This is a genomic window from Pseudomonadota bacterium (genome assembly GCA_018817425.1).
Taxonomy (GTDB): domain Bacteria; phylum Desulfobacterota; class Desulfobacteria; order Desulfobacterales; family RPRI01; genus RPRI01.
On sequence record JAHITX010000075.1, the window covers coordinates 1 to 18,903 of the forward strand.

19 protein-coding genes are annotated in these 18,903 nt (G+C 42.7%); 17 read left to right on the forward strand and 2 right to left on the reverse strand.

The window, feature by feature from the left end; genetic code table 11:
- The 3 genes from KKC46_12500 to KKC46_12510 all read left to right on the forward strand — a co-directional run.
- The coding region (locus tag KKC46_12500; protein MBU1054624.1) for an Lrp/AsnC family transcriptional regulator at positions 1–163 on the forward strand (163 nt) is incomplete at its 5' end.
- A gap of 112 nt (positions 164–275) precedes the next feature.
- Complete coding sequence (locus KKC46_12505; protein MBU1054625.1) at positions 276–785, forward strand: YaiI/YqxD family protein; 510 nt, start codon at positions 276–278, stop codon at positions 783–785.
- A gap of 262 nt (positions 786–1,047) precedes the next feature.
- Positions 1,048–1,272: a hypothetical protein gene (locus KKC46_12510; protein ID MBU1054626.1), complete on the forward strand. Its 225-nt coding sequence runs from the start codon at positions 1,048–1,050 to the stop codon at positions 1,270–1,272.
- Between the two features lie 44 nt (positions 1,273–1,316).
- Here KKC46_12510 and KKC46_12515 read toward each other — a convergent pair whose 3' ends face one another.
- Complete coding sequence (locus KKC46_12515) at positions 1,317–1,745, reverse strand: hypothetical protein (GenBank protein ID MBU1054627.1); 429 nt, start codon at positions 1,743–1,745, stop codon at positions 1,317–1,319.
- 299 nt (positions 1,746–2,044) lie between these two features.
- On the reverse strand, positions 2,045–2,401 hold the full coding sequence (locus KKC46_12520; GenBank protein MBU1054628.1) for a LysR family transcriptional regulator: 357 nt from the start codon (positions 2,399–2,401) through the stop codon (positions 2,045–2,047).
- A gap of 601 nt (positions 2,402–3,002) precedes the next feature.
- Here KKC46_12520 and KKC46_12525 point away from each other — a divergent pair.
- The 14 genes from KKC46_12525 to KKC46_12590 all read left to right on the forward strand — a co-directional run bounded on the left by KKC46_12525 (position 3,003) and on the right by KKC46_12590 (position 18,886).
- Entirely contained in the window at positions 3,003–3,212 is a 210-nt protein-coding gene (locus KKC46_12525; protein ID MBU1054629.1) for a hypothetical protein, read from the forward strand.
- A 45-nt stretch (positions 3,213–3,257) separates the two neighbouring features.
- Positions 3,258–4,733, forward strand: a complete 1,476-nt coding sequence (locus KKC46_12530; GenBank protein MBU1054630.1) for an aldehyde dehydrogenase family protein — start codon at positions 3,258–3,260, stop codon at positions 4,731–4,733.
- A 433-nt stretch (positions 4,734–5,166) separates the two neighbouring features.
- Positions 5,167–5,799: a class I SAM-dependent methyltransferase gene (locus KKC46_12535; protein MBU1054631.1), complete on the forward strand. Its 633-nt coding sequence runs from the start codon at positions 5,167–5,169 to the stop codon at positions 5,797–5,799.
- Positions 5,772–7,664 carry a radical SAM protein gene (locus KKC46_12540; protein MBU1054632.1) on the forward strand — a complete coding sequence of 631 codons (1,893 nt, stop codon included), beginning with the start codon at positions 5,772–5,774 and terminating at the stop codon, positions 7,662–7,664. The genes KKC46_12535 and KKC46_12540 overlap by 28 nt, the downstream gene beginning before the upstream one ends.
- Before the next feature lie 26 nt (positions 7,665–7,690).
- Positions 7,691–9,715: a TonB-dependent receptor gene (locus tag KKC46_12545; GenBank protein MBU1054633.1), complete on the forward strand. Its 2,025-nt coding sequence runs from the start codon at positions 7,691–7,693 to the stop codon at positions 9,713–9,715.
- A 102-nt stretch (positions 9,716–9,817) separates the two neighbouring features.
- Positions 9,818–10,420 (forward strand): TraR/DksA C4-type zinc finger protein, encoded by a 603-nt coding sequence (locus KKC46_12550; protein MBU1054634.1) that lies wholly within the window; start codon positions 9,818–9,820, stop codon positions 10,418–10,420.
- Positions 10,421–10,481: 61 nt separating this feature from the next.
- Positions 10,482–11,291: a methyltransferase domain-containing protein gene (locus KKC46_12555; GenBank protein MBU1054635.1), complete on the forward strand. Its 810-nt coding sequence runs from the start codon at positions 10,482–10,484 to the stop codon at positions 11,289–11,291.
- Positions 11,292–11,428: 137 nt separating this feature from the next.
- The gene (locus tag KKC46_12560; protein MBU1054636.1) at positions 11,429–13,543 is read left to right on the forward strand and encodes a TonB-dependent receptor plug domain-containing protein; all 2,115 of its coding nucleotides are present in this window, start codon (positions 11,429–11,431) and stop codon (positions 13,541–13,543) included.
- A gap of 70 nt (positions 13,544–13,613) precedes the next feature.
- Positions 13,614–14,093, forward strand: coding sequence for a hypothetical protein (locus tag KKC46_12565; protein ID MBU1054637.1), 480 nt, complete (start codon positions 13,614–13,616; stop codon positions 14,091–14,093).
- Positions 14,090–15,103 carry an iron ABC transporter permease gene (locus KKC46_12570; GenBank protein MBU1054638.1) on the forward strand — a complete coding sequence of 338 codons (1,014 nt, stop codon included), beginning with the start codon at positions 14,090–14,092 and terminating at the stop codon, positions 15,101–15,103. Before KKC46_12565 ends, KKC46_12570 begins: the two co-directional genes overlap by 4 nt.
- Positions 15,094–15,906 (forward strand): ABC transporter ATP-binding protein, encoded by an 813-nt coding sequence (locus KKC46_12575; protein ID MBU1054639.1) that lies wholly within the window; start codon positions 15,094–15,096, stop codon positions 15,904–15,906. Before KKC46_12570 ends, KKC46_12575 begins: the two co-directional genes overlap by 10 nt.
- Complete coding sequence (locus KKC46_12580; GenBank protein MBU1054640.1) at positions 15,903–16,967, forward strand: ABC transporter substrate-binding protein; 1,065 nt, start codon at positions 15,903–15,905, stop codon at positions 16,965–16,967. The genes KKC46_12575 and KKC46_12580 overlap by 4 nt, the downstream gene beginning before the upstream one ends.
- A 26-nt stretch (positions 16,968–16,993) precedes the next feature.
- Positions 16,994–18,031: an ABC transporter substrate-binding protein gene (locus KKC46_12585; protein ID MBU1054641.1), complete on the forward strand. Its 1,038-nt coding sequence runs from the start codon at positions 16,994–16,996 to the stop codon at positions 18,029–18,031.
- A 96-nt stretch (positions 18,032–18,127) separates the two neighbouring features.
- Complete coding sequence (locus KKC46_12590; GenBank protein MBU1054642.1) at positions 18,128–18,886, forward strand: DUF364 domain-containing protein; 759 nt, start codon at positions 18,128–18,130, stop codon at positions 18,884–18,886.
- Positions 18,887–18,903 lie beyond the last annotated feature (17 nt).

The following is an 18,903-nucleotide window of genomic DNA, read 5'->3' on the forward strand; positions in this document are numbered from 1 at the left end:
ACTATGGAAAACCGGCCAATTGTCAAACCAGGAAATCGGTAATCTGATTGGGCTTTCCTATTCTATGGTTAGTCGCAGTGTAAAAGCAACGAATGACAAGATATTGTCTGATCAGGGCTATAGGCGACAGTATCAAGCCGTAAGTTCAGAATTCAATGTTTGACCCCAAGTATTTCGGCTTCGTCCAACCCGATTGTATACGGAATGAAGCTGCATAAAGCTTGCTAAATTTGCAAAATTTTATTAGCTTCACTCAGTATACAATATTTATTGTTATGTGTGATAGGCAAGCACCACGGAGAGGAAAGGATTTTAGTTTGCTGAACATCTTTGTAGATGCTGATGCGTGCCCGGTCAAACAGGAAGTGTACCGCATTGCAAGCCGACATCGCCTTAATGTCACGTTGGTGGCCAACTCATGGATGAGAGTTCCGAAGGAGCGATGGATTTCTCTCGAAATTGTAGCGGACGGTTTCGATGCGGCCGATGATTGGATTGTCGAGCACGTGCAACTTCATGACATCGTTGTCACCGCGGATATTCAGCTTGCAAGCCGCTGCCTGAAGGAAGGTGCAAGTGTAATTGGCCCAACCGGAAAGCCATTCAGGGAAGATAACATCGGTGATGCTGTTGTGACTCGTAACCTGTTGTCAGAGCTTCGTGGCGCTGGTGAGATAGCAGGAGGTCCTGCACCGCTAAATAAGGGTGACCGATCACGTTTTCTTTATCAGCTCGATGAGATGATTAAAGTAATCCGCCGTGAGCAAACGTTAAACAGCACCTAACCAAAACTTGCACATAGGGTGCCCAAGGGTCGCGGTGTTCTATCGCCTTCGGTGGTCACAATATTTCAACAGTGTCCAAAAATTCCGGTCAAAAGACAGCTCTGCAGGAAGCATAGTGGATAGGGTAAAACATCAGTTGAAAAAGGATAAGCAATTAAGGGCTAAGGTTCATGAAATAAAGAGAAAAATCAATAAGAGCTAATAGGAGATTGTGCCCCCTTTTTTCCCTTAGTGAGAAGGATGGCGGGTAGCAACTAAAACAATGACTGATTCTACAGAAAAACAATGCCCAAGATGTGGCCAACAGTTAAGATTCCCTAATAACATCGGCGGGGTTCTAATGGCTTGTCCTTCATGTGGGAACAAGTTTTACTCAGATTTTAAGATAGGTGGTACTAAAAGAAGTGAGCATAGAGGAATATTAACAATTATTTTCGAGATGCCCTATGAAACCATGATGCGTATCTGGCGATATTTCACGTCATAAACGTAATCGGTTGGCAAGACAACTGAAACCTGTAGAGTCTGTCCTCAAGTAGTTTTATTGATATTTAATTCATAAGATATGGCTCCGGTTGTGCAAGCATCACGGCATAAGCCGTAGTTATCGCAAACCGCCCTCTGCAAAGTTTTATAATTTTCCATCTGATCCGGTTCCAGCCCATAGGGACAAAACGATCTGCATTTTTGGCAATTTATACATTCGTTTTTATTTACTCTTATTTTACAGATTCGTTTCATTCCCAAAAGAGAAAGACATGCTCCGGAAGGGCAAAAAAACCTGCACCAGGCGCTGGATACAAATAAAATTTCAAATACAAGTATAGCAAGCAAAAATATAAGACCGGCAACACTTACTTCCTGATGGGTAAATATCATGGAAAGCTCCCTGCCGAGAAGATGGGCAGGATCAAAGATTGAAATTACGGGAATTCCAAATAAAAATCTGTCCGCTGACACTTGCCTTTAATTAGGTTACCTACACTGCAAGAATTATATAACGAAAATTTATTATATATGTTTTACGGGTAAAACCTTTTATTCTCAAAACCGCATTAATTTTTGTTGTAATTTCCAGTATAAATCCGATTGGGCAAAGCCAGTTTCTCCTATGTCACGACCATTAAGAATAGAATGGCTTGACAGGTAGAGCAAGTGGCTGTTAACTACTTTGTCCGCGGTTCGAGTCCGTGCTGGGGAGCCAAACAAATCAAAGGGGTTAGCCAAGTCATTGTTAACCCCTTTTTCTTTACCCTGCATTATTTTGCCGTTATTTTACCGCTTTTGGAATCTGGAAAGTGCTTATTAAATGCTTCTTGGAGCTTTTCCTCAGCCTCCTGGCAAAATGTTTCGTATCGCTCAAGCAAAGTCCTACCAGCGATGGTGATCTTAGACCCACCACCGGAAGTCCCTCCTGCTCTTCGATCGATCAACGCAAATCCGAGCCGACTTTCGATATCGCGCAGTAGATTCCATGCCTTTCGATAAGAGATACCCATCTCCTTCGCGCCCTGATGGAGTGAACCGGTTTTCTCAATGCTCCTCAAAAGGTTACATGGTCCTTCCCCAAAGACTTTTCCATCATTGTCAAGCCATAATTTATAGCTCAGCTTCATTCCGCCCCCATCACACTCTACCCCAAAACTGTTCTAATGGAAATAACCCAATCTGACATTAAACAGAAACCTCCTTAAAAAACATAGTTTATTTGCAGATGGAAAGCAATAATCTCTAAAAATTAATTTCATCATATAACGAGTAGTTTTTTTTAGTCAATCAATTGGGTTGTTTTCATACTATTTCTCATAAATACATTTCGTTTAAGAGATCTATATTTTACCGAATCCCTCGTCCTCTTTGAATAAATGAATGGGGTACAAGCGCAAGGTATGATGCGGCACACAGCAGTTTAAAAAATAATTTTGCAAAAAACTGTTGACATATGGTTATGCACAGTCATACATATCGCATATGTATTTTATATATTTTAATAGTCTTTTATAAACGTCATTATATTCATATAAGTTCTCATTGACACGAATCAGCTCTATTGTTGTTTCATGTATCGACTGACAGCTTGGGAGAAAAAATTATTACCATAAAAGGCTATACAGTTGAACGGGTGTTGAGTGCGGCCCATACCGGTGCGGTAAAGCATGTAAAAAAACTGGGAGATGAAATCAAAAAAGTCGATTTCTCTAAGTGGACAAAACTCCGGTGCATTCCGGTATATACGGAATACTTCGTGGTCTTATACGTGAAATCGAAGTAATGGTAAATGAAAAAGGAGGGGATATTGCTCCGAGAGGGAATAAAGAATGCTGTTACACAATAATTGAAAAGGCACGAGCTTTAGGCGGAAATGTTCTTGAAGCAATAATGCATTTCTACAACATATCTTCATTGAACAAAAAACGGTTATTTTGAACCCGAAGATGGGTTCAAATCTTCAATAACAAAGAGGAAGAAATTATGGAAAAACCTATGAGTGACAGCTATAAACTATGCATTGACGGCCAATGGGTAGATGCCGCCAACGGTAAGATTTTCAATACCTATTGTCCTGCAAACGGAGAACTTCTTGCCACCTGTGCCGATGCAAGCAGGGAAGATGTTGATAAAGCTGTGCACGCCGCCTGGAAAGCTTGGGATAACTGGAAAAGAATCAGCGCTCAGGATCGTTCGGCATTGTTGCTGAAAATTGCCGACCTTATTGATGCCAATGCTGAAAAGCTTGCCCTTATTGAGACCATGGATAATGGAAAGCCGATACGTGAAACAACTGCCATCGATATACCCCTTGCTTCGGATCACTTTCGCTACTTTGCAGGCGCCATCAGAGCGGACGAAGGACAGGCGGTAATGATTGACGATACCACTATGAGCATAATCCTGCACGAGCCTCTTGGTGTTGTAGGCCAGATAATTCTCTGGAATTTCCCTTTTCTAATGGCCGCCTGGAAGATAGCTCCCGCCATTGCTACAGGTAATTGTGTTGTTATTAAACCATCATCTGCAACATCGCTCAGCTTGTTGGAACTTGCTAAAATTATGAATCCGGTTTTACCATCAGGAGTTGTAAACGTGATTACCGGAAGTGGATCAGGGGCAGGTAATTTTATATTGGAACATCCCGGTTTCCGGAAACTGGCCTTTACAGGTTCAACCGACATCGGTTGCCAGGTTGCCTGTGCTGCCGCCGAAAAACTTATCCCCTCGACCCTTGAATTGGGCGGGAAATCCGCTAACATTTATTTTCCGGACTGCTGTTGGGAAAAGGCCATGGAAGGTCTTCAGATAGGCATTCTGTTAAATCAGGGGCAAATATGTTGCGCCGGTTCACGCGTATTTGTTCATGAAGACATTCACGACAGATTTGTCGCTGATGCGGTAAAAGCTTTTAGCAACATTAAGGTCGGGCTTCCCTGGGAAAAAGGAACAATCATGGGCTCTCAGATCAACGAGGGCCAGGTCAATCATATTCTTGATTATATCGAAATTGGAAAAGAGGAAGGTGCCATGGTGGCGTGCGGCGGTGTGCGGGCAACCGGGAATGGCCTTGAAAAGGGAGCCTTCATGAAACCGACTTTATTAACGGGAGTAAACAACATGATGAGAGTTACCCGTGAAGAGATCTTCGGCCCTGTGGCGGTGGTCATCAAATTCAAGACTGAGGAAGAAGTTATTGCTATGGCCAATGACAGTGAATTTGGCTTGGCCGGTGCAGTTTGGACACAGGATATTAATCGTGCGCTCCGCATAGCCAGGGCCGTGGAAGCCGGTAGAATGTGGATTAATGCTTACAATATCCTACCGGCGCATACCCCATTCGGTGGATATAAAAAGTCCGGTATAGGACGTGAAACTCATAAAGTAATAATGGACTATTATACCCAGATGAAAAATATCATCATAAGTATGACGGAATGTAAAGTTGGCTTTTATTGATTATAAAGTTCACATATATGGAAAAGATTTATGCACGCAAACATAGCCCAGAAACGCAATATGAGATCGGAAAACAAGTTATTTGTCTTCGGAAACAGGTACACAAAATTATGAAAACTCCTTTTTACAACATATCTTCCTGGACAAAAGCTGTAGCAGCACACAGCAATACTTGAACTGCAACAACAAGCATATCCCCCCATTGCTTCCACCTGAGTTAGTGAGCAAATCCGGAATCAATCAAAAGCCATTACAATCTTAGATTGACCATTTCTTGCAGAAGGAAATCTTCGAAATATTTTTAGGAAAATAATTTAGGAAAAAACAGTTGACAAAACGTTATGTATCTTTCTATATAGCGCTTATGCATTTTATAAAGTTTATATGACAATTATACACGTCATATCATTTGTGTTTTATGAATGGAGGGATAGTGAAGATCAATGCCGTGGAATTCGATGAAATAGCCCGAAAAATTTTTAAGCCCGTCTATCCGGTTATTGCCGCTCAAATTCTTGTTTACACAGGCATTGCCGAGGGATGCTGCCTGGATATCGGTTGCGGTGGAGGCTACCTGGGTATTGAGCTGGCTCGGGCAAGCAATTTGGCAATTTACTTTTTAGACCAATCCAGCGACATGATAGAAATCGTAAAGCGTAATATCTCAGTAAACGGGCTTCAGGGGCGCGGGGAAACCATTTTGGCCAATGTCGAAAAAATTCCAATGCCGGATAATTCCGTAAACCTTGCAGTCAGCCGCGGGTCCATCTTTTTTTGGGACGATCTTGTCCAGGCATTCAGGGAGATATACCGGGTGCTCGCTCCGGGCGGTATAACATATATCGGCGGTGGTTTTGGATCGGCCGGTATGAAAGAAGAAATAATCAACCGGTGGCAGGACAACCATAAAGGCAGAGCTGAATGGCAAAATATGGCTAAGCGTAATCTCGGGCCGGATGCGCCCCGGAAATTCGAGCGGGCCTTAAAGGATGCAGCTATTTCCAACTATGAAATAGTGCACTGCGAGGAGAAAGGCCTATGGATAATCATACGCAAGGAGAGCTGAAGCAATCTCTGATCTGCAATATTTGTGAGCAGGGTTGTCTGCTGGGTAAGGGGAAATCCGGCGTTTGCGGTTTATACGAACTTCAGGGCAGGCAAATTACGGAAATACTTCCCGACCGTTACCTGACGGTTTGTCCCATATCTATCGAAACCATGCCTATGCTGCATTATTTTCCGGGTAACAAGTTTTTACAGATAAGCTCCACAGGCTGTAATTTTGATTGCTCTGGATGTATTTCCACGGTCATTGTGCGGGAAATGCCAAATAACAGTAAAGCTTTGTTGCATTTAACTCCTGAACAGATTGTAAAAAAAGCGAAATCTTCAGGGTGTATGGGTATAGCTTTTCTGATGAATGATCCTTTAGCTTCTTTTCCGACCTTTCTAAGGGTAGCAGCTCTTGCCAAAGCAAACGGCCTTAAAGTCGGTTGTTCCTCCAATGCATATTTTACGCTTCAGTCATTGAAAAGCCTGTTGCCTGTGCTTGATTTTATCAACATTGGACTGAAAGGATTTTTCGACGAATCCTACCATTTTTGCGGCGCCAAATCCGGTATGGGACCTGTGTTCAGAAATCTTAGTTTACTGGTTGACGCCGGTATCCATGTTGAACTGTCAGTGATATTCAGTCGTGGTAAAGAGTCGGAATTGCGTTCTCTGGCGGATCTCATTGCCGGTATTTCACCCCGAATCCCATTGCAATTGATGAGGTTTATTTCTTTTGAAGACTCCGATATATCGCAGGAGCCGAGCGTCCGCCAGGCTGAAGATTTTTGTTGTCAACTTCGCAAGCGGCTGAATTATGTATATCTGTTCAACACTCCGGGAACGAAATATCTGAACACGATATGCCCGGACTGCGGCCGAATGGCCATCAACAGAGAGTTTTATGGCCCAATGGGCGCTAAATTGCACGTCAACAAACCAACAGAGTTCACAGATACCAAGTGTGGCTCTTGTTACGGTTCGCTTAATATAACCGGGTCAGTGGCTGAGCAAACTCACCAGGAGGATGCTTTCCAGGGTGGTTACCCTTTTACGCGGGCTCTGGAAATGGTTGAAGCCATGCTTATTGCCATGGGTGTCCACAACCAATATGACATTGTGCGGGCATGGGAACACCTGTTGATTCCGGGTGGTCTGCTAATGCTGCACCATAATGTTCAGCACCCTCTAACCTATATTGACAGCGTTCGTTATTTTGGCTGGGTAACGGGTTTCAGGAGTCAGAGCGAGGAACTTGCGCGCTTTCTTGAAGATAGACTGCAAAAAGTTTCTGAGTCTTTGTATGGACTGTCGCACAGGCCGGGGGTTTATTATGCCATGGCAAAGCCGCTGTTTTATATTAACGGCGGTCGCATGGAAAATCAGCTTGTGGAGTGGGCCGGAGGCATTAGTTTAAACAAGCAGTTACCTCCGGGAGGAAGACCTGGCCGCAGCTTAAGTGTCGAGCAGTTAAACGAACTGAATCCGGATATAATTTTTATTTCAGCCTTTTTATCAAACTCGGTTGATGATTTTCTGGATGAATGTCTGGAACTGGGCCTTAAAGTAAATGTTGTTAAGCAAAAGCAAATCTTTGTTCATCCGGCTTCAGGATGGGATTTCGGAAGTCCCCGCTGGATTCTCGGATTATTAAACATAGCCAAAATCCTGCATCCGGGGCGCTGTAAATATGATGTTATTGCCGAAGCCCGGACTTTCTATCAACGTTTTTACGGCATGGAATTTTCTCCCAAAAATATTAATCGTTCTTTTTCAAAGCCTTCAGCCGATTGGCGCTGGCAGTGTAGTGAGAATCAAACTGCACCGGCATCATCAAAAAGTACTTCAACCGTCCTTAATTTAACAAGGAAATTAAATTAAATTTTTAAAATAGGGGTGAAAATCTTATGCGTTTATTATTGAAAAATATTTTTGTTTTATTTATGGCATTCATGGTCTTTATGGCAACAGACCTTAAGGCGGAAGAGAATCCCCAATTAACGGATGTCTTTATCCTTGGCGAGATTGTGGTAGTGGGCAGCTCGGATGTCAGTAATAATATCACTGAAGAAAAGCTCTACAACAATGAACTACGCGATTTTGACAGGAACAATGTGGCACAGGCCGTTACATTGCTGCCTGGTGTTACTTTATCCCAAACAGGTGCAAGAAACGAACAGACAATATACGTGAGAGGGTTTGACATAAGGCGGGTTCCGCTTTTTTTAGACGGTATCCCTATCTATGTACCCTATGACGGTTACCCCGATTTTAGTAGATTTACAACCTATGATGTATCGGAGATTGTTGTTTCAAAAGGTTTTTCATCTGTTCTTTACGGACCAAACACGGAAGGTGGCGCCATAAATATGGTGTCGAAAAAACCGCAGAAAACTTTTGAAGGGGATGCAGGCATTGGTTATGCCACTGGCGGTACATATAATGGATATATTAACCTCGGCACCAATCAGAAGATATTTTATTTTCAGGGCGGGGCATCCTATGTCAACAGTGATTATTTTGTACTTTCCGACAAATTTGATCCGGATAAAGTATTGTATAATACTGAAAACGGCAACAAGCGGGATAATTCCTATTATCATGACGGCAAATACAACCTGAAACTGGGTTTTACTCCGGCAGAAGGCCATGAGTATGCCCTGAGTTACATTGAGCAGCATGGAGTAAAAGGTAATCCTGTTTATGCAGGAAATGATTCCGGCACTAAACCCAGGTATTGGAAATGGCCATATTGGGACAAAAAAAGCTGGTATTTGACGACAAAGACACCTTTCGGAAAGGATATATATTTAAAAACCCGCTTCTACTACGACAAGTATAAAAATTCCCTCTTGTCATATGATGATGACACATATACCACACAAAACAAGAAATCGTCGTTTATCAGCGATTACGACGACCACACACGAGGTTTTTCTTTGGAGACCGGGACAACGCTGATCCCGATAAACGAGATTAAAGCGGCTTTTCATTACAAGGAGGATTTCCACAAGGAACATAATCTTCCTGATCCCTATCAGAATTTTAAAGATGAAATTATGTCTCTTGGACTTGAAGATACGGTGCAGATTACAGACAAGCTCTATTCCATCCTTGGCATCAGCTATGATAGTATCAACACCATTAGGGCGGAAGACAGTTACGACTCGTCAACAGGAACATTCGGCTACTACCCCAAAGACAGGGCACATGCCACCAATCCCCAAATCGGTCTTTTTTTCAACCTTACTGATTCGGCCAAAATATATGCAACTATAGCAGACAAGAGCAGGTTGCCGACAATAAAGGACAAATACTCTTACAGAATGGGAACGGCCCTGCCCAATCCGGGACTCAAACCCGAAAAATCTACAAACTATGAGATTGGTTACCATGATATCTTTATAAAAAAAATTGCCGTCAAGACCGCTCTTTTCTATTCCGATGTAAGAGATATGATCCTTTCGGTAGAAGTTCCCGATCCGGATAACCCCGGCGATACACTTAAGCAGAATCAGAACATCGGCGACGTAAATCGCTGGGGAGCTGAACTTGAAATTGCGGCCCCGATTATGGATAAACTTGAGGCCGGCTTCAATTATTCCTATATTTACAACGACAACAGGACAAACAACGAGAAGATAACCGATATCCCGAAGCACAAGTTTTTTGCCTATGCGCGGTACATGCCAGTCACGCAACTGAGCCTGCTCGCCGACATTGAATACAATTCGGATCGTTACAGCTCTAGCGATGGTGATGCTACAACAGGAGCATTCGCTATTACTAATTTCCGCACTATTTACGAAATCATAAAGGGCATAAAGATTGAAGCAGGTGTGCTGAACATCTTCGACAGAAACTATGAACTGTCGGAAGGTTATCCAATGCCGGGCAGAAGCTATTTTGCAAATATTCGCTACACTTTTTAGTGTTGCATGATTGTGGATGAAACAGCCGATGTGATACGGGGCCTCTATGGGAAAGCTCAGGTGCAAATTACAATTGCGAGAATTACATAAGGAGATATGTATATGACTACAGACAATCTGGATTTAGCAAAATGCCTCGAGGAAGCAAAGGCTTTCCACGGAGATCTCTGTGCCGGGGTTACTCTTGGTACGAGAATGGCCATTCTTGGACTTAAAGCTATCGGCATTGACGATCCTAAGGGTAAAGACAGTAAGTACCTCATCGTTTTTGTTGAAACGGACAGATGCGCGACCGATGCCATTCTGGCAACAACCGGGTGCCATCCGGGTAAACGTACCATGAAAATACTTGACTACGGAAAGATGGCCGCTACCTTTATAAATCTGAAAACGGATAAAGCCGTGAGGGTTAACGTAAAGAATAAAGACGGCGACAGAGTTCAGACCCGCGAAGAGATAGAACAAAATCCCTATACGGTAGAATATGCAATGATGCCCGCCGACGAACTCTTTAACATTATGGAAGTTTCAGTAAATCTGAAACCTGAAGATATGCCGGGCAGGCCTCTTACCATAGTTACTTGTTCCTGTTGCGGAGAACGAATCATGGATATGAGGGAAGTTGTTGAGGATGGCAATATTCTTTGTAAGCCATGTGCAAGCAATAGCAGTTACTATTCACCACTGCTCTCTTACTCAAATTGAAGGGAAAAACTATAATTTGGTTTTTCAGGACTTCGCAGCCCATACTATTTAAGAAATGTGCATGATAGATATTAAAACGATAGACTGGAATGAAGTATGGAAGGGGAAAAAATCAGTTCGCTCGTCTCCTGCCCGCAACTCCGCCTCATGGGATAAGCGGGCGCCTTCTTTTGCCGAAAATTCGTCAAAAACAGAATATGCAGAAGCATTCGTAAAAATCGTAAATCCGAAAAAGAGCTGGACCGTTTTTGATATGGGTTGCGGATCAGGAACCCTTGCCATACCTTTTGCAAAACTTGTCAGCAAAGTTACAGCCATCGATTTCTCAGGTTCGATGCTCAAAATTGTTCGGGCACAATGTGATAAACTAAATATCTCAAATGTCAGTACCATTAAAGCAAGCTGGGAATCTAACTGGAATGAAGCCGGAATAGGAATTCATGATGTTGCGATTGCATCCCGTTCACTTGTCGTAGACGATCTTGTTTCAGCAGTAATTAAACTGAACGGTGTAGCAAGAAAGCGTGTCTATATATCTACCATTGTAGATGACGGGCCATATGACCGGCGTGTATTTGCAGCAATCGATAGAAAACTGAATACAGGCCCTGACTACATATACAACTATAATCTCTTATATCAGATGGGAATCAGAGCCAATATAGATTTTATAACCGAAAAAACAAAAAGCTACAAAACAAGCAAGCAGCTGGTGGAATCCGTGAAATGGATGCTTGGCAATTTGCGTCTTGAAGAAGAAATAAAACTCAACAAGCACCTGGACAAACACATTGTATGCAAAGCCGGCTGGTGGAGTCTGGATTACGGAAAAGATATAAAATGGGCGCTCATCTGGTGGAACAAGGATTAATTGCTATTCACATTTCTTATAGAAAGCGGAAGTATTAGTGATTATAAAGGAAGAATTGCATGAAGTACTATGGAATGAAATTATTAAGCATAAGTCTGGTCCCGGTTATTTTTATCTTTTTAATACATAAAGCGGCAATGGCCGATGAATCCGAAAACGGTCAAGTATCAAAAAACCAATCTGAACCGATTACTGCTGTTGGTGGATCTGTTCATCAGCGTGAGAGTATTGAGCCAGAAAGCATTGAAGCAGCCAATCAATCTGAGAACATACAAAAAAAAACACACCGATTAGACTCTATAACCGTTGTTGCCGATATGCCAAGGAAGGATCTTGATCCCGATAGCATTACAAATCCCTACCGTGTTGAGACAAGTGCCCGGTTCGGGACTGAAGTGTTTACCGAAAAAGAAATCCAAAATCTGAAACCCAGTGATGTTTATGATCTGCTTGATAAAGCAACCGGCATAAACCTTACCTATCAAGGACGTAAAAGCCCTTTTTTTATTTCTCTGCGAGGCGGTGGCAGCTTTACCTATATTATTGACGGAGCAGTATTACCATCGTCAGTTAACAGAATTCTTTATAAATTTCCTGTGGCGGCAATTGAGCAGATGCAGATTGTACGAGGTTCAACCTCACTGACTTTGGGACCATCGATAGGTATCGGTGCTTCCAACTCAGGGTCCGGATTAAATACGGGTTTTATAATCATTCGCACCAAACAGCCCGGAAAAACGCAGGCAATTCTGAGCGGTTCTATTGAAAAAGCCAAAGGAGGGCATCCTATAGAAACTCAGGAGAGTGTTTACGTTGGAAGTCTGTATGATGAGTCATCACAAATCGAAGGTTATCTTGGCGGAATGCTGTCAAAAACAGATCGTCCAAGTCAGGATAGCTGGTTTGATGGACGAGAAGGGTCCGGCGGTATGCTTAATACCGGAATCAAGGCCGGTAAATTCAACCTTAATATGATGGTATATCGTGATTCGGGATATTTTGAAATGCAGCGGGGTGTGGCAGCAGACGGTACCCTATCGGATGTCAAATGGTATTACGACCCTCTGGAAACAACCATTTATTCAGGAGATATGGGCATCCGGTGGGATAATAACAATACAACTCTTCTGAACCTGTTTAAAGTTCAATATGACCAAACTGAACGCAATGAGAGTTTTTCTTCTTCAGCAGTAACAATAAAAGAATATGAGGAAGAAACCTCAGGCATCGGCCTTCGCCATAATTCCTGCTTTTATAACACCCTGCTTCAATTAGGTGGGCAAATGTCAAACAGTAAAGGATATGGTCCTAACCTCAGTAAAGGCTATAACAAGTACGATACTACCGTTATAGGTTGGTCGGCATCCGTGGAACAGAAATTGCTAAATGACAATCTGGTATTTAATTTGGGTTATCGTCGTGATGTCAAGCATATAGATAACTCAAGTGCTGCAAGAAATGAAAGCCAGGCCACTAACGAGGCTAACAATGATGTTGATATGGCTCCTGCTAATATTTATGCCTTGGGCGCTCATTGGCAGTTAACAGATATCTATGCGCTTGATACTCGCTACTATTACGGCGATCAGGGAACTTCGGGTGATTTTGATGTACGGACAGAAAACGGAGAAGAGTTGCATGGAGAAAAGCAAAAACGGATTGAAATCGGTTTGGCGGCTGATTTTACATCCTGGCTAAGAGCAACGCTGACTTGGTTTGATATCGATATAAAAAACGCAAAATCGGCCACTAATTCCACTTATGAACTCGATAGTGGAACTTATTACTACTATTCCGAGGCGGACGAACTCAGGAGAGGATTTGAAATAATGGTTCAAGGAAAAATTATGAAAAATACCATTTATAAACTGAGCTGGACACGAATACTGGATAATGAAAGCACATCCGGTGGTGTGACCACAGATGAAAATGGCGTATCGAATCCTGAAAATCTTTATTCTCTCATGCTTAACCATTGCTGGAATTCTTATAAGTTCAACTTATCCGTTAAAAAGGTCGACGAATGGTCAACCTCCAGCAGTCCTATGGGAACAGCTTCATACGGAGGCCTGGGAGGATATACTCGTGTTGATGCAAACATCAAACGCGATTTCAAAATCAGCGATAGGTTGGTGACTATTACTCTGTACGGACGCAATCTGGGAGATAAACATTATTCAACACGTTATGTGACAGGCTATTACCCGGATCGTGGACGTACCATCGGGACACAACTTACTTTGGCATTTTAGGTTCTCGGATTGAATATAGAAAAGACACATAGAATATACCCGCAGCAAATTTCAATAAAACAAAAAAACCATGGGAAATTTATGTGGAAATAACACAGATAGTGGAGCTAACATAATGTTTAATCAAAAGAACATTCAACTTATTGCAGCCATCGGCGCATTTTTTGTGCTGAATTTTTGTATAACTGACACTGCTAGAGCACTGATGATTACTGATATGGCAGGATGTACAGTAAATTTACCCGATTCTATCCGGAAAGTGTATGCACCTTCACCTTACGGCTCGTATTTAATGTATTCTATTGATCCGGTATGGCAAAATGTCAAGGCTGTAAGGCAAGGACACGTCTATCTTATTCCCAGACACCCATTTAACTGGTTTGACCGTCCGCCGTCATTTATGCGTATCATGGGTCTTAAGTGGCTGGCAAATATTCTTTATCCAGCAGAATACAAAACAGATATAGTTAAAGAAGCTAAAGATTTTTACCGGTTGTTTCTTGGTGTGGACTTATCAGATGATGAGATGAGACAGGTCATTTATCCATGAAGCGCTCCCTGCTTTTTCCTGTGCTGACGCTCATTCTTGTTATGACGGCTGTTTTTTCAATGGCTCTCGGCAAATATCCGCTTGCATTAACTGATATTACAGGATTTTTTCTTTTCAAGATATTCGGTATCGGCAGCATAGACGCCGAACAATGCAGCTTGCTGAAAAATCTTCTACTCGATATACGTTTGCCCCGCATTCTGGCAGCAGTACTTATCGGCGCGTCCCTTTCGGTATCTGGCACATCCTTTCAGGCCATGTTTGTAAATCCCCTCGTCTCCCCTTCCCTTCTCGGCGTGCTCGCTGGGGCATCATTCGGAGCTGCGCTTGGCATGGTTTTCTCCAAAAGTTGGTTTGCAGTACAGTCTCTAACCTTTCTTTTCGGTTTCATTGCCGTTCTCATATCTGTGGGCATTGCTAAAATGCATAGAGGAAATACCGTTTTGCTTCTTGTATTGGGAGGTGTTATCAGCGGTGCATTTTTTACTTCACTTTTATCGATTGTCAAATACATAGCTGACCCGTACAATCAGCTGCCTGCGATTGTTCAATGGCTCATGGGAGGATTGTCTCTTGTGGACAGAAAGATACTGCTTGCAGCAGGAATTCCCCAGGTTGTCGCCATCATTCTTGTTACCTTTCTTTCAGGGTATCTTAATGCGCTTAGCATGGGTGATGAAGAAGCACGGGCTCTCGGCATTCCGGTTGAACGGATACGAATGCTGCTTATATTTTTTGCAACGCTGATGAGCGCTCTTACGGTGGTTCTGGCCGGAATGATAGGCTGGGTCGGTCTTATAATTCCGCATATTACGCGCATGCTCGTTGGCCCGGATAACAAGGTGCTTGTTCCGGCAAGTGCTTTTGTCGGAGCTATCTATCTTATCATTGTAGATGATGTTTCTCGGATGCTCTTTAATGTGGAAATTCCGATAGGCATCAGCACATCACTTATAGGTATACCTTTTTTTGCCGTAATCCTGAAAAAAGCGAGACGTGGATGGAATTGAATTCACATATAGCCGTCAAAGGTGTTTTTTTCGGATACAACGGAAAACCGGTTCTTGAAGATATCAACTTTCATATCAGAGCCGGAGAGATTGTAACATTGCTGGGGCCTAACGGGTGCGGAAAAAGTACTCTGATCAAGATCATCCTTGGTTTATTGCACCCTGCACGGGGCAGTGTATTTATTAACGGAACAGATATTACCCGTCTCAGCTCAAAAACAATCGCCAGAAAAATCGCTTATGTTCCGCAAACCCACAGAAGTTCTTTTCCATACTCAGTTACTGATATTGTTCTTATGGGAAGGATACCTCATAAAACTTTTTTTTACCGTTATTCAAATGAGGATATTAAAATCGCCAAGGACGCTATGGAAAGACTTTCAATATCGCATCTTGCCATGCGCCCATATACCGAACTTTCAGGGGGAGAGAGGCAGCTTGCAATCATTGCCCGCGCTATTGCCCAGGGAGCGAAAACTATAATAATGGATGAGCCTGCAAGCGGTCTTGATTATGGAAACCAGTTGCGTCTCCTGGAGCAGATCATCAATCTCTCCGGTTCCGGTTATACTTTTGTTAAATCGACTCATTCACCGGAACACGCTCTATGGGTGGCCGACAGGGCTATCATGATAAAAAGCGGCGGTATTGTCGCCGATGGAAAATGCAACGATATCGTCAACAGCGAAAACCTCTTTCATCTTTACAACGCAAAAATAGATGTGATGAGAGTTAACGGTTCTCTCAGGTTCTGTGCCCCCCGTTCGATATGCAGGCGCTACCGGCAAGAAGAGAAAATATGATACGCAAAAAGCTCAAATACGATGATACAAAGCTTAGAATCCTGATTATGGTTTTAACATGGCTGCTTCTTGATTTGAGCTGTGTTGCTTCCGCAAATGCTCAACAAATTACGGATATGTTTGGAAGAATATTTTTAATTCCCGACCGCCCGCAAAAGGTTTACAGCACTTCACCGCCGGTAACCAACCTATTGTATGCCATTGATCCTGAAATGTTGACAGGTATCAATTTTCCGGTACAGAAGATACAGAAAAAGTATCTGAACAAAATCATGCAGGAACTGCCTGTCCTTGGCGGATGGTTCGGTCAGGCAAACACACCAAACATCGAAATGATTCTTAAAACAAAACCGGATATTATTGTGATATTCAAACATAATGCCGCAATGAGCAGCATCGTTGATGATACCATGAGGACAATACCTATACCGGTGATTTATGTCACACTTAACAGCCTTTCCGACTATCCGGAGGCTATGCTTTATCTTGGCAAAGTCCTTGGTCGCGAAACACGCGCAAAGAAACTGGCAGCTTACGCACGTTCAACACTAGCGGAGATATCGATCCTATCCCGGTCCATACCACAGAAGCAAAGAGTTTCCGTTTACTATGCAGAAGGTATTGATGGGCTTAGTACCGAATGCGACTCGTCATTGCACGCCGAACTTATCAATCTTGTCGGCGGGAGAAACGTCCATCGCTGTTTAATGCGAAGCCTCTATGGAATGGAAAAAGTCAGTATGGAACAGGTAATGCTTTACAATCCTGAAGTCATACTTGCAATTGAACCTGCCTTTTACCGGAGCGTCTTTTCTGATCCACGATGGAAAAGCATTAAGGCGATAAAAGATAAAAGAGTCTATCTAATTCCTCGTGAGCCGTTTAACTGGTTTGACCGGCCGCCTTCTTTCATGCGGTTTTTAGGAGCCAAATGGCTTGCGAATCTTCTTTATCCGGATCATTACAAGCCGGATATGATAAAGGAAAGTCAACAGTTTTTCAGGCTGTTTCTTGGCGTGGATGTATCAAAAAATGATATGAATCAGATAATTTATCCGTAATTAAAATAATAAATGGAAGGTGGAAAATGAGAAAGAAAATTATTGTATTTCTATCGGTTTTAATATCACTGGTATTTTATGCCACGGTTTATGCACAAGATTATAAGATAATAACCGATATGTGCGACAACAGGGTTGAAGTGCCTGTAAGCCCAAGAAGAATCGCATGCATGCATTGTGTTTCTCCGGAAAAGATTATGACACTCGGTAAGGGAAGTTCTATAAGCCTGATGGCGGAACAATCTTTATGGGCTTACAAACTTTTTCCGGAAATAAAGAACGCTCAAAACAATAAGAGCGTTAGTCCGGAACAAATGTTGGCTATGAACATTGATCTTGTACTCTATACGCCGGGGATGACCAAAGGAGACCAGTATAGTGCAGCAGGTTTAAAGACGGTATGTGCATTTTCCGCCGAAACAAGGCCCATGAACATTGATGAATATATGGAAAATTTTAAAAGGCAGGTAAGCTTGTTCGGCGATCTTCTGGGACCGGATGCGAAAGCAAAAGCAGATAGATATAATAAATATTTTGATGAAAAAGTTAAACTGATTCTTGCAGTAACATCAAAAACAGACAAGAAACACCGGCCTGCGGTTTATTACGGCGGTCTGCGCAATGACATGTTAAAAAGCCAGGGAATGGGCAGTGTAATGCACTGGAATACTGAAGTTTCCGGTGGTAATTATTTGCCGCAGGCATTAACTGACAACCATGCAAATGCTACCATGCAGCAGATATTGTCGTGGAATCCTGATATTATTCTTCTAAGCGGCTATGTTGATTCTCCGGATATAGTAAAGAATGATCCGGACTGGGCAAACATGAAAGCCGTTAAGAACGGAAGAGTTTATCGCATTCCCAGAGGAGTTTATACATGGGATCACGCAAGCAACGAAGGTGTACTTCTCATGATTTACATGGCAAAAATATTTCATCCTGATTTATTCAAAGATTGGAATATGATAAAAGAAATGAAAACATTTTACTCCGAAATATACGATAAAACAATAACTGATCAGGATGCTGAAAGGATATTGAATTGTCTTCCGCCATTGTAATTCAAAAATGTGTTGTTAAACTTCTCTATCCGCATATATATCAAATAGACATGGTGAAATAATCGCAACTGCTTTACATATCACAAGGAATATTTCATGCATAAAACAATTCAAGAAAAGATAATTGATTACCTGAAACCCGTTTCACAAGGTCTTATTGTTGCCGATGCACGTATTGGGCTGGGATATACAAGTGTAAGGCTTGATAATGGAAATATTGGGATTGCTTGGACAGCCAGAAGCAATTCAGGAGGTTGTACTCACGAGGCAAAGGCTGGAACTCTTGCCGGAAGAACAGCCGTAGAACTTCTTGAGATGCTTGCAAACTCGCATAATCCTCTTTCCAGAACACTTGGCCTTGCAACGGCCAACGCCCTTGCAGCAGGACTCCCGCATCCTGAAACCACTTCGGTTGACATTCTGGAACTTGCCAATATCCAGGCATCTGACCATGTGGTCATGGTGGGGTTTTTCGGCCCCCTTGTGCCTGTAATTCGCCGGACCGGTTGCCGCCTTGATATTTTAGAACTGGATAGCAACAGGATTGATACAATATCTCCTGAGAAAGGTCGAGCCGCACTTGCCGCATGCAGTGTTGCCATAATAACGGCCACATCCATAATTACAGGCACTATAGATGAGCTCCTGTCAGGTCTCGGAAATCCGCGTGCCGCAATAATTCTGGGACCTTCATCGTTCATGCACCCGAAGATTTTCGCTGATACACCGGTAACCCACATTGCAGGGGCCAGAATCCGTAACACTGCCGCTGTAGAAAAGATTGTATCGGAAGGCGGCGGTACCATGATCTTAAAGCAGCATATGGACTTTGAGACCATCTGTCTTAAACATTAAGGAGAGGATCTCCTGTC